17 protein-coding genes are annotated in these 17,056 nt (G+C 38.7%); 11 read left to right on the top strand and 6 right to left on the bottom strand.

The window, feature by feature from the left end; translation table 11 throughout:
* Positions 1-57: 57 nt before the first annotated feature.
* The gene (gene trhO / locus L2567_RS12665; RefSeq protein WP_235298152.1) at positions 58-1,101 is read right to left on the bottom strand and encodes an oxygen-dependent tRNA uridine(34) hydroxylase TrhO; all 1,044 of its coding nucleotides are present in this window, start codon (positions 1,099-1,101) and stop codon (positions 58-60) included.
* A 144-nt stretch (positions 1,102-1,245) separates the two neighbouring features.
* Between trhO and L2567_RS12670 the strand changes: the two genes are divergently transcribed.
* Entirely contained in the window at positions 1,246-1,911 is a 666-nt protein-coding gene (locus L2567_RS12670) for a lipoprotein signal peptidase (RefSeq protein ID WP_235298153.1), read from the top strand.
* A 4-nt stretch (positions 1,912-1,915) separates the two neighbouring features.
* On the opposite strand, the gene L2567_RS12675 is transcribed toward L2567_RS12670, so the two are convergent.
* Complete coding sequence (locus L2567_RS12675) at positions 1,916-2,971, bottom strand: hypothetical protein (protein WP_235298154.1); 1,056 nt, start codon at positions 2,969-2,971, stop codon at positions 1,916-1,918.
* A 104-nt stretch (positions 2,972-3,075) separates the two neighbouring features.
* Here L2567_RS12675 and L2567_RS12680 point away from each other — a divergent pair, with 104 nt between their 5' ends.
* Positions 3,076-3,324, top strand: coding sequence for a BPTI/Kunitz-type proteinase inhibitor domain-containing protein (locus L2567_RS12680; RefSeq protein ID WP_235298155.1), 249 nt, complete (start codon positions 3,076-3,078; stop codon positions 3,322-3,324).
* 4 nt (positions 3,325-3,328) lie between these two features.
* On the opposite strand, the gene L2567_RS12685 is transcribed toward L2567_RS12680, so the two are convergent.
* The 3 genes from L2567_RS12685 to L2567_RS12695 all read right to left on the bottom strand — a co-directional run bounded on the left by L2567_RS12685 (position 3,329) and on the right by L2567_RS12695 (position 7,592).
* Positions 3,329-4,987 carry an FAD-dependent oxidoreductase gene (locus tag L2567_RS12685; protein ID WP_235298156.1) on the bottom strand — a complete coding sequence of 553 codons (1,659 nt, stop codon included), beginning with the start codon at positions 4,985-4,987 and terminating at the stop codon, positions 3,329-3,331.
* Between the two features lies 1 nt (position 4,988).
* Positions 4,989-6,371, bottom strand: coding sequence for an ATP-binding protein (locus L2567_RS12690; RefSeq protein ID WP_235298157.1), 1,383 nt, complete (start codon positions 6,369-6,371; stop codon positions 4,989-4,991).
* 354 nt (positions 6,372-6,725) lie between these two features.
* Positions 6,726-7,592 carry an outer membrane beta-barrel protein gene (locus tag L2567_RS12695; RefSeq protein ID WP_235298158.1) on the bottom strand — a complete coding sequence of 289 codons (867 nt, stop codon included), beginning with the start codon at positions 7,590-7,592 and terminating at the stop codon, positions 6,726-6,728.
* Positions 7,593-7,797: 205 nt separating this feature from the next.
* On the opposite strand from L2567_RS12695, the gene L2567_RS12700 reads away from it, so the two are divergent.
* The 4 genes from L2567_RS12700 to L2567_RS12715 all read left to right on the top strand — a co-directional run bounded on the left by L2567_RS12700 (position 7,798) and on the right by L2567_RS12715 (position 10,700).
* Positions 7,798-8,601, top strand: a complete 804-nt coding sequence (locus L2567_RS12700) for an alpha/beta hydrolase (protein ID WP_235298159.1) — start codon at positions 7,798-7,800, stop codon at positions 8,599-8,601.
* A gap of 29 nt (positions 8,602-8,630) precedes the next feature.
* Positions 8,631-9,332 carry a tRNA (guanosine(46)-N7)-methyltransferase TrmB gene (trmB, locus tag L2567_RS12705; RefSeq protein ID WP_235298160.1) on the top strand — a complete coding sequence of 234 codons (702 nt, stop codon included), beginning with the start codon at positions 8,631-8,633 and terminating at the stop codon, positions 9,330-9,332.
* On the top strand, positions 9,322-10,170 hold the full coding sequence (locus L2567_RS12710) for a glycosyltransferase family 2 protein (protein WP_235298161.1): 849 nt from the start codon (positions 9,322-9,324) through the stop codon (positions 10,168-10,170). The genes trmB and L2567_RS12710 overlap by 11 nt, the downstream gene beginning before the upstream one ends.
* Positions 10,171-10,256: 86 nt before the next feature.
* Positions 10,257-10,700: a hypothetical protein gene (locus L2567_RS12715; protein ID WP_235298162.1), complete on the top strand. Its 444-nt coding sequence runs from the start codon at positions 10,257-10,259 to the stop codon at positions 10,698-10,700.
* A 328-nt stretch (positions 10,701-11,028) separates the two neighbouring features.
* Here the strand turns inward: L2567_RS12715 and L2567_RS12720 are convergent, their stop codons facing one another.
* Positions 11,029-12,075 carry a M42 family metallopeptidase gene (locus L2567_RS12720; RefSeq protein ID WP_235298163.1) on the bottom strand — a complete coding sequence of 349 codons (1,047 nt, stop codon included), beginning with the start codon at positions 12,073-12,075 and terminating at the stop codon, positions 11,029-11,031.
* A 304-nt stretch (positions 12,076-12,379) separates the two neighbouring features.
* Here L2567_RS12720 and L2567_RS12725 point away from each other — a divergent pair, with 304 nt between their 5' ends.
* From L2567_RS12725 to L2567_RS12745, 5 genes are all read left to right on the top strand, one after another.
* Positions 12,380-13,825 carry a lipopolysaccharide biosynthesis protein gene (locus L2567_RS12725; protein WP_235298164.1) on the top strand — a complete coding sequence of 482 codons (1,446 nt, stop codon included), beginning with the start codon at positions 12,380-12,382 and terminating at the stop codon, positions 13,823-13,825.
* Between the two features lie 36 nt (positions 13,826-13,861).
* Entirely contained in the window at positions 13,862-14,872 is a 1,011-nt protein-coding gene (gene gldB, locus L2567_RS12730) for a gliding motility lipoprotein GldB (protein ID WP_235298165.1), read from the top strand.
* 1 nt (position 14,873) lies between these two features.
* Positions 14,874-15,827, top strand: coding sequence for an isopenicillin N synthase family dioxygenase (locus L2567_RS12735; RefSeq protein ID WP_235298166.1), 954 nt, complete (start codon positions 14,874-14,876; stop codon positions 15,825-15,827).
* Between the two features lie 84 nt (positions 15,828-15,911).
* Positions 15,912-16,148, top strand: coding sequence for a Sec-independent protein translocase subunit TatA/TatB (locus L2567_RS12740; protein ID WP_235298167.1), 237 nt, complete (start codon positions 15,912-15,914; stop codon positions 16,146-16,148).
* A 161-nt stretch (positions 16,149-16,309) separates the two neighbouring features.
* Positions 16,310-16,822, top strand: coding sequence for an OmpH family outer membrane protein (locus L2567_RS12745; RefSeq protein WP_235298168.1), 513 nt, complete (start codon positions 16,310-16,312; stop codon positions 16,820-16,822).
* Positions 16,823-17,056 lie beyond the last annotated feature (234 nt).

Below are 17,056 nucleotides of genomic sequence, written 5' to 3' on the forward strand. Positions count from 1 at the left end.
TTTGTAATACGGTTCCAGGATGAGGCTACATTTACTTAGCCTTAACCAATAGTTTTCTTAAATTTCAAGCGGTTCGTCTTTCTTCACTGCCTTATAGCGGCCTTTTCCGAATTTCGTACCGTTAAATTCAATCTTGGTCTTTAGTGTAATTCGTTCTTCTTGAGACAAATTTATAAAATCTTTACACTTTTTGGAACAACAGCCCTCATATTCTTTCCCACATTCATCACATTGTATGAATAAAATATGACATGCGTCGTTCGCACAGTTGGTATGAGTATCACAAACCTTTCCACATTGATGGCATTTTGCAATAACATCATTGCTGATTCGTTCACCCAAGCGCTCGTCAAAAACGAAGTTCTTACCTATAAACTTATTTTCCAGATTTTTATTTTTCACTTGGCGCGCATATTCAATAATTCCTCCTTCTAATTGATATACATTTTCGAATCCTTTGGACTTGTAGTAAGCACTTGCTTTTTCACATCGAATCCCTCCTGTACAGTACATCAGCAAGTTGTGATCTTTCTTGTCTTCCAGCATTTGCTCTATGAGCGGAAGCGAATCGCGAAAAGTCTCCACATCAGGAGTGATGGCATTTTGGAAATGACCCACTTCAGATTCATAATGATTCCGCATGTCCAGGATAACTGTTTTTTCTTTAGATGCCAATTCATTGAATTTTGCTGCATCAACATGAACACCTTTATCAGTCACGTCAAAAGCATCATCCTTCAGACCATCGGCAACGATCTTGTTTTTTACCTTGATGGTCAACTTGAAAAAGGACTTGCCATCGTCTTCGATCGCATAATTCAGTCTCAGGTCCCTCAGGAAAACAATTTCATGGATTGCTTTGACAAATTCCTCTTTCTTAGCTTCAGGTACGCTGATCTGGGCATTGATGCCTTCTTTGGCCACATATATCCGACCAAGGACACCCAACTTATCAAATAAAATAAACAGATGATCTCTGAATAATCGTGGATTTCCTATGTGGTAGTATTTGTAAAAAGAGAGCGTTAATCTTTTTTCCGCACTCTCCAAGAGTTTTTTCTTCAATTCCTCTCGGTTCACCTTATTGTGAAGATGGTTCATAATCATTTGATTTTAGGTTTAAAACTTTTGCAGGAAATTCTCTGCCTCAAATCGCCCGCAAAGTTAGGGTTTTTAATAAGTTTTCACTAAAAAATGAAGAATTACGTTTTAACTTATATTTTTGCGCTCTGAAAATTACAAGTCTTGAAAAAGTCACTTATTGTTTCATTGGTTGTACTGGGCGTCTTAATTCTAGATCAGGTGCTCAAGATTTGGGTTAAAACCCATATGTTTTACGGAGAAACATTTGGGATTTTGGGATTAAATTGGGCTCAAATACATTTTGTTGAGAATGAAGGTGCCGCGTTTGGATTGAAATACGGCGGAAGTACCGGAAAATTAGTACTTAGCGTTTTCAGAATATTCATGGTTGCTTTTTTGATCTATATGATTAGAAAAATGATTAAGTCTAAGGAGCCTGTCGGATTCTTGATTTTCTTTGCTTTGATTATAGCAGGAGCCATAGGAAACATTATTGATAGCCTTTTCTATGGCGTCATTTTTTCCGAATCCTCACCACATACTGTTGCGACTCTTTTTCCAGAGGGTGGCGGCTACGCCAATGTTTTTTACGGTAAGGTAGTAGACATGTTATACTTTCCCCTATTCGAATTTAGGATGCCGCAAAACTTTCCTTTATGGGGTGGGCAGGTTGTCAAGTTTTTCAGATTCGTCTTCAATATTGCTGACTCAGCCATAACGGTAGGAGTCATCGGAATCCTTCTTTTTTACAGAAAATATTTTACGAAAAGCACAAAGCAGGAAGTAGTAGCGATTGCTCCAACTACTGCGCGATCTGAAGAAGAGTAATTTTTTATGGGCAGTCTTCGGAAGCCTCAATAAGAGGTAGCCTCCCCAGACTAAACGATTCCACGATTCCAGATTTCATTTGAAATATCAATCTATACGCACTGTCGCGCCTATCTACAGGAGTGTAAATCAAATCTTCCATGTGTTTCTTATCTGCATGAACTTGGGACTTTATCTTATCACCATAGGCTTCAAGCACTTCCTTTTTAGTACTCCCAATGCCTATTCCAGACTTTGTTTTCACTTCTGAAGCATGTATAGAAATCTTCTCAAGTGCAGGATTAGGAGAATCGTTGTCACCGAATACAAAAACGATGTCCAAAAAATCTTGTCCAAAATGATATTTTTTGCAATCCCCTTGTACAGCCATTTCTTTAAGTTTCATGGTGGCTATTCGCTGTACTTGATCTAAATTCATCCCGATCTTATACGGTCCGTAATTTCTGAGTGCTACATTATAATCCATGATCCACCGAATGGCTTCCTGTGCTTTTTCTAAAGAATCTATCGACCGGCCAGCAAGGTCATAAGCTTTCCAATCATCATCCATCTTACCCAGAAAATAGTGACCATTCTGCGGACCCGTTATCATTGTGAACGAATGGTCTGAAATCATCAATCCATTAGGATTAATCAATGCCCATTTGTTATCTTTTTTAGAAATGTAAAAGTCAGTCATGATCGGTCTGAGTTCATCCGATCTAACGGTCGCTATTTGATTTCTTGAAGGATCATAGATTTCAAATTCTCCCATTTTCTTGAGCGCAACACTACTACTATTACTAATAATGGTGTCGTAATTAAAATCGAAATATAACCTGTTATCCTGGTCAATAATACCCCAGTTTCCATCTTTTCGGACGGCAATATCTCCACTTTCAATAGCAGTATTAAGTGAAAGAACCGCATCGTAATACGTCATAATATCCACTTCTTCTTGCACTTTAGGCCATTCATGTTGGTCTTCTTTCACCTTAGCCGGATCATTTAATTCATTGACCTCAGACCTACAAGAGAAAATAAACACTGTTATAACAGTGACCATGAAGTATAATCGCATAAGGATGTTAAATTAATCGTGCAAAATTACTTCTCTTTCCGCTAAGAAGTGAAAATATAATCTGAAATTATGGAAATTGTCATGATAGATCTTTAAATTAAGTTATGAAATTATTACTGACCCTTGGAATGATTTTATGGGTTACTATAACCATTTTCAGTTGTTCCAAAGAATGTACATTTGAAAATACAGTTTGTACGGAAGTGCCACCTGCTGATGAGCTATGCCAGGCCGCCTTTGATAGATGGTTCTACGTTCAGGAAACAAAAACATGCGAAAGCGTTTTTTATAGTGGCTGCAGCCAGAGAGGCTTCGCAACCCAGGCAGAGTGTGAAGAATGTGAATGTCTGTAATTTTTTAGTGCTCTGCCAGGTATTCATGTATGAATTTGATGGTCATCGACCCCTCACCTACTGCTGAGGCCACTCTGTTCATCGCACCCGCCCTTACATCTCCGGAAGCAAAAATACCTGGAACACATGTTTCCAATAAAAACGGCTCCCGATCCAGTTTCCAAAATCTCGGATAATCATCATATTTGCTCAATTCTCTGCCTGTTTCGATAAAGCCTTTTTCATTTTTAAGTAAATTAAGTTCAATCCAATCTGTGTAAGGCCTGGAACCAATGAAAATGAATAATGCATTGGCTTCAACCGTTTTTTCCTGCCCGTTGTTTAACAAAGTTAAGCCAGATAAATATTTTCCATCTCCTTTTGCTTTCACCACCTCCGTTTCGCCTAAAACTGTAATATTGTCTATGGCTTCGATTTGATTGATAAGATAACTGGACATACTGCTGGTCAGGTCCTCCCGACGCACAACGATGTATACGTTACGAGCATAGTTAGATAAGTAAACTGCAGATTGGCCAGCGGAATTACCACCACCCACGATGTAAACTTCCTTATCCTGACAGGCCTGAGCTTCCGTCATAGAGGAACCATAATATACGCCTGCTCCACTGTAATTTTCTACCCCTTCAGCCTGTAGCTTTCGATAGTTTACCCCTGTGCTGATAATGACCGATTTCGTATTGACCTTATTACCATCATCTAAAGTCAAAATTTTGTACTTATCCTTAACTTCTATATTAACAACCTCTTTTGGCGCGAGGAATTCAATTCCAAATCTTTTAGCCTGCGTAATGGCTCTATGGGTTAATTCCTGACCACTTAAACCATTTGGAAATCCAAGGTAGTTTTCTATTCTTGAGCTGGATCCAGCCTGGCCTCCGGGAGCTTTCTTTTCTATTAATAAAGTTTTAAGCCCTTCAGATCCACCATAGACTGCAGAAGCAAGGCCTGACGGTCCGGCTCCGATGATGACTACGTCATATAATTCTTCTTCGGCTTCGGCACTGAATCCCAGGCGTATGGCCAGCTCAGCAATCGATGGATTTTTCAGGCATTCTCCATCCTGAAAAGAGACGATGGGCAAGTCTTCTTCTGATACTTCATGCAAATCCATTATTTCTCTGGCTTGCTTATTTCTCTCCACATCCATCCACTGAAAGGGGAATAAATTGCTGGATAAGAAATCCTTTATCTCATGAGAAAATGGAGAATATTGGAATCCGATGACTCGAATACCATCAAAAGCCGGCTTATAACCAATTTGCCAACTGTCCAACATGTCATCAATTACAGGATATAATTTCTGCTCAGGAGGGTCCCACGGTTTCGACAGGTAGTAATCTAGATTGACGTCATTAATAGCCTTGATCGCAGCATCCGTGTCAGAGTAAGCCGTCAACAAGACTTTTTTGGCATCTGGGAAATGCTTTTTTGCTTTTTCCAGGAAATCCACACCCAACATTTCCGGCATTCTTTGATCAACCAGAAAGAGCGCAATGGTCTCTGATTTCTTTTTAAAATCAACGACCGCTTCCAGCGCTTCAATGGCACTCGTGGTACTCACTACTTTATAATCTTTTCTGTATTGACTTTTCAAGTCTCTGGTCACGGCTTTTAAGACTTGATTATCGTCATCTAATGCCAGTATGATTGGTTTTTTCATTCTAATCTATTGGAATGGTGATTTCAAATTTTGTTTTTCCTGGTTCCGATTCTACTTTGATTTTTCCTTCATGTTGTTTGATAATCCGGTTGACCATTTCAAGCCCCATACCTGTTCCTTCTCCGACCCCTTTCGTTGTAAAAAATGGATCAAAAATTCTATTGAGGTGTTCCTTATCTATGCCTTTCCCATTATCCTCCACACTAATAGTAACCGCTTGATCCATATTTCTGCCTTTCAGTTTAAGTACTCCCTTATCATCCATAGCATCAATGGCATTGTCTATTAAATTGGTCCAAACCTGATTCATTTCACCGACCATCACAGATGGTTGTGCCAGATCTTTGTCAAAATCGGTCTCCACCTGAATGTTTTTCTTCTTCAACTTATGATTTAACATGGTCAAGGTACTTTTAATACCTTTCGAAAGGTCAGTTCGAACCTTCTCCGGAGCATTATCCATGTGCGTATAAACCTTGACCGATTGCACCAGCTCTGAAATTCTCTTAGACGCTTCCTCAATTTCATCGACCATTTTCTCAGTAGTCAACACATTGCCCACCCAATGTAATGTAGGAGATAAATCCTTTGCACCCGCAATTTCCAAAATTTTTTCCAGGTCCTCCACCCTGAAATCATAGTCTAACAAGCTGTCCACCAATTCGAATCCATCCTCAATTTCATGTTCATCCAACCAGTCTTCCAGCTCATCTTCTAAAGCAGATCTTTCTGATAAGCTCAATTCACTTGTGGTTTTCAACTTCTGAAAAATGAGATCGTTCAATGCATCTACCTGATGTTCTTGAACTGTCATAGACATCACCGCCATGAATTTTTCAGGAACATTGCCCAGATGTTTTTTGAGCTCTCCAGCACTTCTTTGTATGGCTGAAGCAGGATTATTGAGCTCGTGTGCCAATCCGGCAGAAAGTTTACCCAGGGCCATCATCTTCTCAGCTTGTACATTACTTTTGGCAAATTCCCTCGTTCTGGAAGTCATTTCATGTACAAAAACGGCAGTTAATTCGTAGTGAAGAAGAGACATCTCCCTGCAAAGATCTTTTGACAATTTAAGAATATGACCATCTTCAATAACCAATCCTTCAGCAATGGCTGTTGTGGCTCGAGAGTATGGAAGAAAACCATTGATTCCTCCAGGCTCGATGACAGCCACCGTTTGGTAATTGTTGCCCCTTTTGAGCTTGACCTCCACCCTGCCTTTCATTATAATGTAGAGCTTGTCGATGGGATCATTGATTTTGAACATTTTGTCCCCTTTTTTAATCTCTATCACTTCGCAGTGTTCTAAAAACCATTCTATTTGATTCGCAGGAACATCTACAAAATCTGAAAAGGCATACAAATCTTCTTTAGTTACTATCATCAGATGAGATTAAGTAAGTAAAATACAAAATATATAAAGGAAATGTTGCGGTTCAAGCTATCTCGTAATTAATCACTCTGAGGTATAAAATTTTAGTATTTTAGGTATATCATTGCTTTTGTTCTATACCTCTACACAATTGAAGAAATTTTAACTATGTTTTTGCTACTTATAAGAATATAAATGTGTAACTTTAGGGCAAAGTTCGACAGGATGCTATTCATGAAAGAGAATCCATCCTATAAAAGTTTATAAGCTTCCGGAGATGATCGATGATCATCTCTTTTTATTTTTCGTGAAGTAATGAATGCGGAATTAATCCACGTATCTTTTATAATTGAATGCTACTGAGATCTAGAACTTAAATCCTAAAGAAAACTGCATTGAAAAATTTTGATCAAAATCATCCCTTAAAATGAAAGAGTTTTCATTGAATTCGCCTAAAGATACGTCCATGGCCTTTCTCGTGATGTCTACAAGACCATAGTCTGCCCTAAATCCGGCAAAGAAACTTCGGTTAATGTAATATTGTGCCCCAACTGAAAGTCCCGCATCAATCCATCGATACAATCCGCCATTCTTTTGTTGGAATTGATAGTAAGCCCCGGCAGCTTGGGGAAAAGTGTAGGGCTGTTCGTCAACTATGATGGTTATCGCTTCTGTATTTTTTCCTCGACCTTCCTTATCGGTGTAGTAATTGTAGTCCAAAGATTGTATGAAACTATACTTTTCTATATCACTTCCATCATCAAATCTTAGTGTTCCCCCTGCAGTTGGGTTGATCAGAAAGGCGACATAAGGTCCTCCAAACAACTCAAGCTTTTCGATGGGCTTAAAATAAGCATGAAATGGTACGTTAATATATGAATTGGTTCTCTCCAGGTATCTTTCTGTATAACCTTCTATTTCAAATGTAGGAATAGAGGGACTGTTGGTACCTACCAGATAATAACCATCTCCTACAATCGAATCTTTCGAACCGACGGAGCTGTAGGCAATCTCAGTTTTAATCCCAAATCGTTCCGTAAATTTATAGGAATAAGTTAATCCAAAATGAATACCATTGTTGAATCTATGAACTTCTTTAAGGCCTTGTTCTGCGGGACCAAATATTTTGGAATAATTTAAGCCTGCACGAATCCCAATATTGTATCGTTGAGCATTAATTGATCCTAAACAAAAAATACAAATAATAGCAAGGATAATTGCTTTATAGTTCATCTTTAAAAATTTGAGGACGCAAAGATATTGTTTTTTATTGAAGTGTTTCAAGGTGATGTTAAAACGGTTCTTTTCAGAACTTTGTGATTTAAAGATCATGATAATTGATTGACACAAGTCAAGAACAATACTTATTCATTAAAAAAGAAAGAGAAGAAGGAACATTTACTCATCATATTTCGTCTTACATACAGAATTCATAAAAATGTCCACCATCGCAAAAAAATCTACAGTATATTTATTCTCGACCATTGGTTTTTATTCTATCATCGTGAGCTTTTTATATACCGTACAAAAAAAATTAATATTCCGACCGGATTCCTTATCAAAGGATCACACCTTTCAATTTGATATCCCATTCGAAGAATTCAACCTTGAACATGAAAATGGGCAAATGGTCAATTCGCTTTATTTTCCATCCGAAGAATCAAAAGCGCTGGTCATTTATTTTCACGGTAATTCCAGAAACTTACAACACTGGGGCAACTATCTTCCCGATGTGGTACAAAGAGGATATGATGTGGTGGCTATTGATTATCGCGGTTATGGAAAATCCGATGGTGATGTTAGTGAAGAAGGTATGTATGAAGACGCAGAATTAGTCTATGCATGGGCCGAAGAGCATCATCCCAATAAAAAAATCATTCTTTGGGGAAGGTCATTGGGAACCGGTGTAGCTTCACATTTGTCAACACACCACCCAGCTGAAAAATTAATCCTGGAAACCCCGTTTTATAATATGCCGGAACTGGTGAAAACCAGATTCCCTATTCTTATCGTTCCCGTGGAAATGAAATATAAATTTCCCAATCACCTCAATATCCAGAATAATAAAATGACCACTCTGATCATACAGGGTACAAAAGACTTTATCGTCCCATTAAAATCTGCCAGTAAGCTGAAAAAAATTCTGGAAACGGAAGATCACTTCTTCACCATCGAGGGTGCCGGTCACAGAAACTTACATGAATTCAATGACTACCAGTCTGTACTCGACGAAATTCTCTAGAAAACTTACCTTTGCATAAAAAATAATACATGGCTTCAAGGAACAAACTCCAGAAGTTTGCCGAAATTGTCTCATTCCCTAATGTGTACGAAAACTATGACCCTAAGCATCCACAGCTGGTGGGCATTAATCATGAACCGATTGATTTAAAAGGGAAGTGGAACGGTGGTCATTTTAAGATCGAGCATCCATTGGTTCTCGAATTAGCGTGTGGAAGAGGAGAATACTCCCTGGGCCTGGGAGAAATGTATCCTTCTAAAAATTTTATAGGAGTAGATGTCAAGGGAGCTAGAATCTGGAAAGGCGCCAAACAAGCATTGGACAGCAAAATGAACAATGTTGCTTTTCTGAGAACGCGAATCGAGCAAATTAATCTTTTCTTTGATAAAGCAGAAGTAAGTGAAATTTGGATTACTTTTCCTGATCCTTTTCTGAAAGACAGTAAAGAAAATCGTCGATTGACTTCACCGAACTTTCTAAACCGTTACAAAGAAATCTTAGAACCGGGAGGCATCATCAATCTGAAAACCGACTCACCCGAACTGTATGCATACACTAAAGAGGTTTTGGTCGAAAGAGACGATCTGGAAACGATTTATGATAAAGACGATATATACAGCGATGACCTGGAGTTTCAGGAATTGGAGATCAAAACTTACTATGAACGATCTCATCTCTTAGATGGTCGCAAAATCAAATTTCTTAAATTCAGATTTGTGGATGAAATATGACTACAGCATACTGATTCCCACATGGAAAAATCATGAATTGCTCATTCATTGCATCCAAAGTATCATAAAACACAGTGCTGCTCAATTTCAGATCTTGGTTTATGTCAATGAAGCCGAGGATAAAACCATCCAGTATCTCAAAGAACGAAAGATTGAATACCTCTCAAACCAGCAAAATGTGGGCATATGTACCGCCATGAATGCGCTTCGTGAGCTGGTCGATTCCTCATTAATTTGTTATCTCAATGATGACATGTATGTTCTACCAGGATGGGACACAGCAATTTTAGAAGTTGCAGACGGTCTTGAGGAACCTTTTTTGTTGTCTTCTACCATGATCGAGCCCAGTCATCATGGGTCATCTGCGTCTATATATGCGGACTTTGGTAGCCAATTGCATGAATTTCAAGAAGAAAAACTGCTTAGAACATACAATTCTATTCCTTATCAAGATTGGTCTGGAAGTGCATGGCCTCCACTTTGGCTACCGACAGATTTATGGGATCGAATTGGCGGATTTAGTCAGGAATTTAGTCCGGGAATGTATTCAGATCCTGATCTGGCCATGAAAGCATGGGATGCAGGTGTTCGATATTTCAGAGGGGTAGAAAGCAGCCGGGTTTATCACTTCGGTTCTAAAAGTACGGCGAGGTTATCTGAGAAGAGGAATGATGGAAGAATGACTTTTCTTAAGAAATGGGGCATGACGGCAAGGTATTTTTATGAATACTATCTCAAAATGGGCAAGCCCTTCACGGGTCCTTTGAGCGAACCTAAGCACCCGTTATTCGGTAAGTTGGTGAACAGATGGAAGCTTTTTAATTCGAAAAACACTTAATTAACATTAAATTAAATGCTTATTTCGAATCATTCACACCTCTTGTTTTGTTAAGCATTTAGTAAATTTGACATTCAATCATAAATATGAAGTACTTATTATCGTTTTTGATACTAGCATTCTTTATTCAAATAAATGCGCAGTCTGAGGCCAACACCTGGAAGACCCTGGGTAAAATTACGTATAAAAAAGAGTACGACGAATTGATGGGCTTTAAAGTAGATGTGCCCGTTTTTAGTGACGACATCAAAGCCATGGAAGGCAAAGAAATCACCATAAAAGGTTACATCATACCGGTAGAAGGTTATAAGTCACATAAAGAGTTTATATTCTCAGCCTATCCTTATAATATGTGCTTTTTCTGTGGAGGTGCCGGTCCTGAAACGGTTATGGAGGTAAGTGCTTCTGAACCTGTAAAGTATACCGCCGAACAAGTGGAGCTTAAAGGTACCCTGACACTAAATGATTCGGATGTCAACAGACTCATGTATATTTTGACCGACGCAAAGCAGATAAAGGAGTCGAATTAAGATTATCCCAGGTACTTAAGCATTAAATGTTATCAAATTCCTGCTTCTGTGAAGCATACCATTTTTGCATGGAATCAGGAACTTTCATTATGTCTATCATTTTTTTCAGGGCTTCGATGTGCCCCTCGTCACCTTTTTCTAACATTTCCTGTCCGTGCTTTTAGCTCAGCTCAGCCATTTTTTCGAAAGAATCTGCTTGAAATTCACGATCACAAGCGCCACCTAGCTGGCGACAATTCGTTGTTTTCTTCATTTGAGGCAGGTTTATGTCAATGTGTGATGTTGATATCAACGCTAGTTCGTCAAAATATCAGACATTTACCTAAAATCAAAAGGCCCAATTAAATTCATCGATGCCTTCGATCGCCGCTACCAATAAATCGATACAATTTCTGATATCCTGCTTATGTGCCATTTCTATGACCTGATGCAAGTTTCGAGTAGGTATTGAGATGGCACCTGCAATAGCTCCACCTTGAGAAGAGCGTTGCAAGCCTGCAGTATCTGTTCCTCCGGCGGGCAAAACTTCCGGCTGCCATTGAATTTCATTAGCATCAGCAGTTTGTTTTAAGAACTTCACCATTCGATGATCACATATTGTAGAACCATCCAAAATCTTAATGGCTGCACCTTTACCCAGGCATGTAATTTTTTCTTCTGGTTTAGCTCCCGGTAAATCGTAGGCTATGGTGGTATCAAGCGCAATTCCAAAATCAGGATTGACACCAGATGAGGAGGTTATCGCTCCTCTAAGCCCTACTTCTTCCTGAACAGTGAATGCAGCAATTAAATCATAAGGAATATCCTTCCCATGAAGTTCTTTCAAAGCCTCAACGAGAATGTATACGGAAACCCTATTGTCTATAGACTTTGAATTTACGCAATCGCCCATTTCTATTAAGGACCTTTCCCTGGTAATCGGACTACCAATCTCTATAATCTCCTTTACTTTATCAGCTGGCAAACCCGTATCAACAAAATATTCTGAAATTTGAACGATTTTCTTTTTCTCCTCTGCCGACATGACATGAACAGGCTTGCAACCCATTACGCCAATAATGTCTTCCTTCCCGTGTACAATAACTCGCTGTGCGGTCAGAGTTTTAGGATCAAAGCCACCTAGCGTATGAAACCTGATAAACCCCTCATCATCAATGTATTTGGTAATGAAAGCGATTTCATCCATATGAGCTGCTACCATTAGCTTCTTATCTCCCCTTCCTTTCTTAACAGCCAGTATGTTGCCCATTGAATCAACGGACCATTCATCTACCAGGTCTTTAATCTGTTCAATAATATAATTTCGGATTTTATCTTCATAGCCAGGAGCGCCGGGCAATTCACAGATTTTACTTAACAGGGGTATATCGATCATTGTTTTCTCTTTTCATATCAAATTCATTCAGCTTGGGGAACTAGTTTGTACTTCTCTTAATAAATGGCTTGAAATACGAATTTAAGCTGAACTTACCTATCGACCGCCGAAAATAGTATAAAATGAGTAAAATACAATATCGGGTGGGGACATTAACTTTCTATGTATAATAGGAAAAGGTTGAAATACAAATATTAACTCATCCTCCCCATATAGTAAAACCACGAATGAAGCGCATATGCAATCTGTAGCTTTATTTCGACACCTAACATATTAAGATAATTTTTAATGTATATTTGCTTCGATGTCGCAGGTAAGAAAATTAGCAGGTGAAACTTTCATCTATGGCATGGGCAGTATTCTGCCAAAGGTCCTAAACTTTCTGTTATTGGCTCCCTATTTAACCAGAGTGCTGGATAAGGAAAATTTTGGAATTCATGGCATATTATATGCCTATGTAGCCTTGTTTATCAGTGTCTTTACCCTTCGTCTAGAAACCGCATACTTTCGTTTTGCCACACGCAGTAACCATCCCGAAAAGGCTTATGGATCCGCATTAACGGCGATTATACTGGTAGGTTCTATACTAGCACTAGTCATCTTCAGTAATGCTCAGTTAATTGCCTCATGGTTGACCTCTGCAGAGGATGCCAGATATGTTAAGTGGTTTGCAATGATCCTGCTTTTCGACGCGATCTCGGCTCTACCTTTCGCTAAATTGAGGCTAGAAAATAAAGCCTTAAAATTCAGCGCTATTAAGATTGTCAATGTTTTAGTAACTGCAGTCATCATACTTTTTTACCTGACCATCATACCAGGTTTTAATAATCCAGATTCTTTCTTCGGTTTTCCGTTTTATTACAGTTTAGGAAAGGATTTAGACTATGTGTTTTTGGCCAATTTGATTGCGAGTGCGATTGTGCTGATCATGCTCATTCCAGAATTGATTCAGGCAAAATTGACCATTGATAGAACCCTGCTAAAAAAGATGCTGATCTATTCTTCTCCTCTCATTTTAGTGGGAGTTGCTGGTGCCATTAATCAAGTTTTTGATCGGGTTTTTGTGTCAAAATTGCTGGCCAGTTCTGATGCCATAGAAACGGCGGGTGCTTATAATGGCGCAGCTAAAGTGGCTGTTATCATGAGTTTGTTTGCAACAGCCTTTAATTATGCAGCGGAACCATTTTTCTTTAAAAGCTTCAAGGATGAAGATTCCACCGACATCTATGCGTACGTTTTGAAGGCTTTCACCATTACGGGACTATTGGTATTTATGGTGATCACTCTTTTTTTGGATCAGGCCATGTATCTCATTGGGGCTGAATATAGAGTGGTAAGGGATATCGTACCCATTTTACTATTTGCTTACCTTTTTCTGGGGATCTATTATAATGTTTCCATTTGGTACAAACTAAAAGATAAGACTTACATGGGCGCAATGATTTCTTTTTCAGGCGCCTTAGTGACCATTATTGCTAATATAATTCTGATTCCCAGGATCGGATATGTAGGTGCTGCCTGGTCAGCATTGATTTGCTATATCACGATGGTAACTTTCGCCTATTTTTCAGGGAAGAAACATTTACCGATACCATATGACCTGAGAGGCCTATCGATTTATCTCCTGATGGCTGTGGTGATGGTGGGTTTAAGTTTGTATTTCAAAATCAACTTCATACTAAAAATCATAATGATTTTGTTATTTATGGGTTACGCGATTTGGAAAGACAGGGGCTTATTGAAAATCTAAATCTATTTTAGTACAATTCTTGTTACAACTTTCAATATGAGGTATATCATTACTTACGCTTTAGCGGGACTGCTGCTTTACTCTTGTGTTCGAGACGAGGTTTCTGCACCGGATGTCAGTGGCATAGATGGCAATTTTGATTTGATTAGAGTAGAACAAGTCATGATGAATGCAGATACCAATAATGTGCTGGAAGAACTCAACCAATATCCTGCGTTTACTCAAATCTATCTCAACAATATCATGGGTTTTACAGATGATGAAAACGAGAACCTTAAAGGATTTGTCACGGATGAAAACATTAATTTAATTTATCAAGCCACTCAAATTCAATATGGCAATTTCGAATCTTTAGAAGCTGATTTTGAAAAAGCCTTTCAATACTACAAATATTATTTTCCAAATCGGGATATTCCAAAGATCTACACTTTCATTTCGGAATATGGTATTCAACGATTTGTATTTTCAGATGAAAATGGAAAAGATGCGTTGGGTATTGGTTTGGATTTGTTTCTTGGCGCTGATTATCCCTATGCTCAATTTATACCAAACAATCCTGCATTCTCTTCCTACCTTATTCGTAGGTTTAATAAAGACCACTTAATTAAAAGAAGCATGGGTGCCTTAGTCGAAGACCTATTAGGTCCAAATAAAGGCAGTACTCTGCTGGAAAAAATGATTCACAATGGAAAGAAACTTTACATCTTGGATCAATTGCTTCCATCAACTCCAGATTCCATCATTATGGAATATACTGAAGAGCAGATGGAATGGGTCCAAGATAATGAAGTAGAAATGTGGGCTTATTTGCTAAAAGAGGATTTATTTTTCGATTCTGATATCAATAAGATCAATAAATTGGTCAATCCTTCCCCTAACTCTCCAGGTATGCCCAAAGAGGCCCCCGGCAGAACGGCTAATTACCTGGGTTGGCGTATCGTTGACGCTTTTATGAAAAGGCAGCAGAATTATAGTATTGATGACCTTATCAATGAAGGAGATGCCCAGAAAATATTAAATTTGTCCAAATTCAAACCAAGCAAGTAAAATGGGAAATAGAGCAATACCTTTGGTAGATTTACAAGAATTCACTTCTGGAAATGAGGAAGCACGCAGAGCGTTTGTAGCAGATTTAGGAAATGCTTTTCATGAAGTTGGGTTTGTAGGTGTGATTAATCATGGCATTCCTCAGGATTTAGTCGACGATTTTTACGAAGCTTCGAAGGCCTTTTTTTCCCTTCCTGTAGCGGTTAAAAAATCATATGAACTAAAAAATATGGCCGGTCAAAGAGGTTATACCTCTTTTGGTAAAGAGCACGCCAAGCATTCACAGGTAGCAGATCTTAAAGAATTTTTTCAAATAGGTCAATTTGTTGACGATGATGATCCTAGAAAGCCAGAATATCCTGATAATCCAGATGTAAAAGAGGTGGATGGCTTTTATGAATTAGGGAAACGACTTTATAAAGCATTTGAGTTGTCCGGTAGCCATTTACTAAAGGCCATTGCATTGCATCTTGGACTTGCTGAGGATTTTTTCGATGATAAAATTGCGAAAGGCAATAGCATATTAAGAGCAATTCACTATCCCCCGATTACTGAAGAACCCAAAAATGCTATACGAGCAGAGCAACATGAAGATATCAACCTGATCACGCTTTTGGTAGGGGCATCTGCTGGTGGTTTACAGATTTATACGGCCGAAAAAGAATGGTTGGATATTGTCCCGGGAGAAGGAGAGATTGTAATCAATGTGGGAGATATGCTCCAGCGATTGACCAATAATTATCTTATTTCTACAACCCACAGGGTAGTAAACCCACCAAAGGCTGAATGGCACAAACCAAGATTGTCGATACCCTTTTTCTTGCATCCGGTGAGTGAAATGGATTTGACCTGTTTGCCGAGTACTGTTACAGAAGATAGACAATTGGCATACGAACCTATAACGGCAGGAGAATATCTCGATGAGAGGTTACGAGAAATTGGCTTAAAGAAGTAATTCAGACAAATCTCTGAGAAATTCGGGAATTAATACTGTGCAATACTTGTTTTTTCGTTGTAACTTTGATAAAAATTTAAGAAAATGAATTCTACATTAATATTTAGTCTGGGAGGTCCCGAAATCATACTTATCGTTTTAGTGGTACTTTTACTCTTTGGAGGAAGGAAAATTCCTGAATTAATGAGAGGATTGGGAAAAGGTATTAAAGAGTTCAACAATGCCAAGGCCAATATAGAATCTGAGATTAAGGAGAATATGAAGGAAATTGAAGAGCCAAGGAAGGAAGCAATTCTTGAAAAGAAATCTAACGACGCATAATAAATAAATCAATTTAAATTGATCAAAGCCCTGATTCAGGGCTTTTTTTTATGCCTTAATTAAAGCTTCATGCTGATTTTTCTTAAAGTTTGGTTAAAGAATTAGTTTTTCCGCGACCGTAAGTTTACTTTTGCGTCCTTATTACAAAGAAACAATTTCGAATGAGATACTCAAATCAGATTACAAGACTATTTTTTGTTGCTTTAGTGATGTTTGGAGCTACGTTTGTACTTCATGCACAAAAGTTTGGTCACCTTAACTCGGCGGAGTTAATGGCAGAAATGGCCGAGATTACAAGTGCGGATGCAGAATTAAAAACTTACCAGGAGCAGCTGGCAAAAGTAGGTGAGGATATGGTGACCAAGTTTCAAAAAAACTATCAGGATTATCAAATCAAAGCCAATAGTGGAGATCTTTCACAGATTCAGGCACAGGAAATAGAAGGTCAATTGACTCAGGAGCAACAGTCTATACAAGTTTACCAGCAGGAGATGCAGAACAAATTGATGGAAAAGCGACAAACGTTGTATGATCCAATTTTTGAAAAAGTGAGATCGGTGATTGAGCAGTATGGCAAGGAAAATGGATTCACGATGATTTTTGATAGTGGTTTGGGGGCGATATTGTACGAGGATTCTGAGGATCTAACAGAAGCGATTAAAGCTAAGTTATAAGTTACCTAAGGGTGAATTGTTGTATCGCCCTTGCCCGCCCACCCGCTTTCGCGGTTCATTCGCTTTGAGTACTGTCGTACTCAACCCTTCGGGAACGCTCTTTCATATACGAGGATTCTGAGGATCTAACAGAAGCGATTAAAGCTAAGTTATAAGTTACCTAAGGGTGAATTGTTGTATCGCCCTTGCCCGCCCACCCGCTTTCGCGGTTCATTCGCTTTGAGTACTGTCGTA

The sequence above is a fragment of the Portibacter marinus genome (assembly GCF_021533195.1).
GTDB lineage: Bacteria > Bacteroidota > Bacteroidia > Chitinophagales > Saprospiraceae > Portibacter > Portibacter marinus.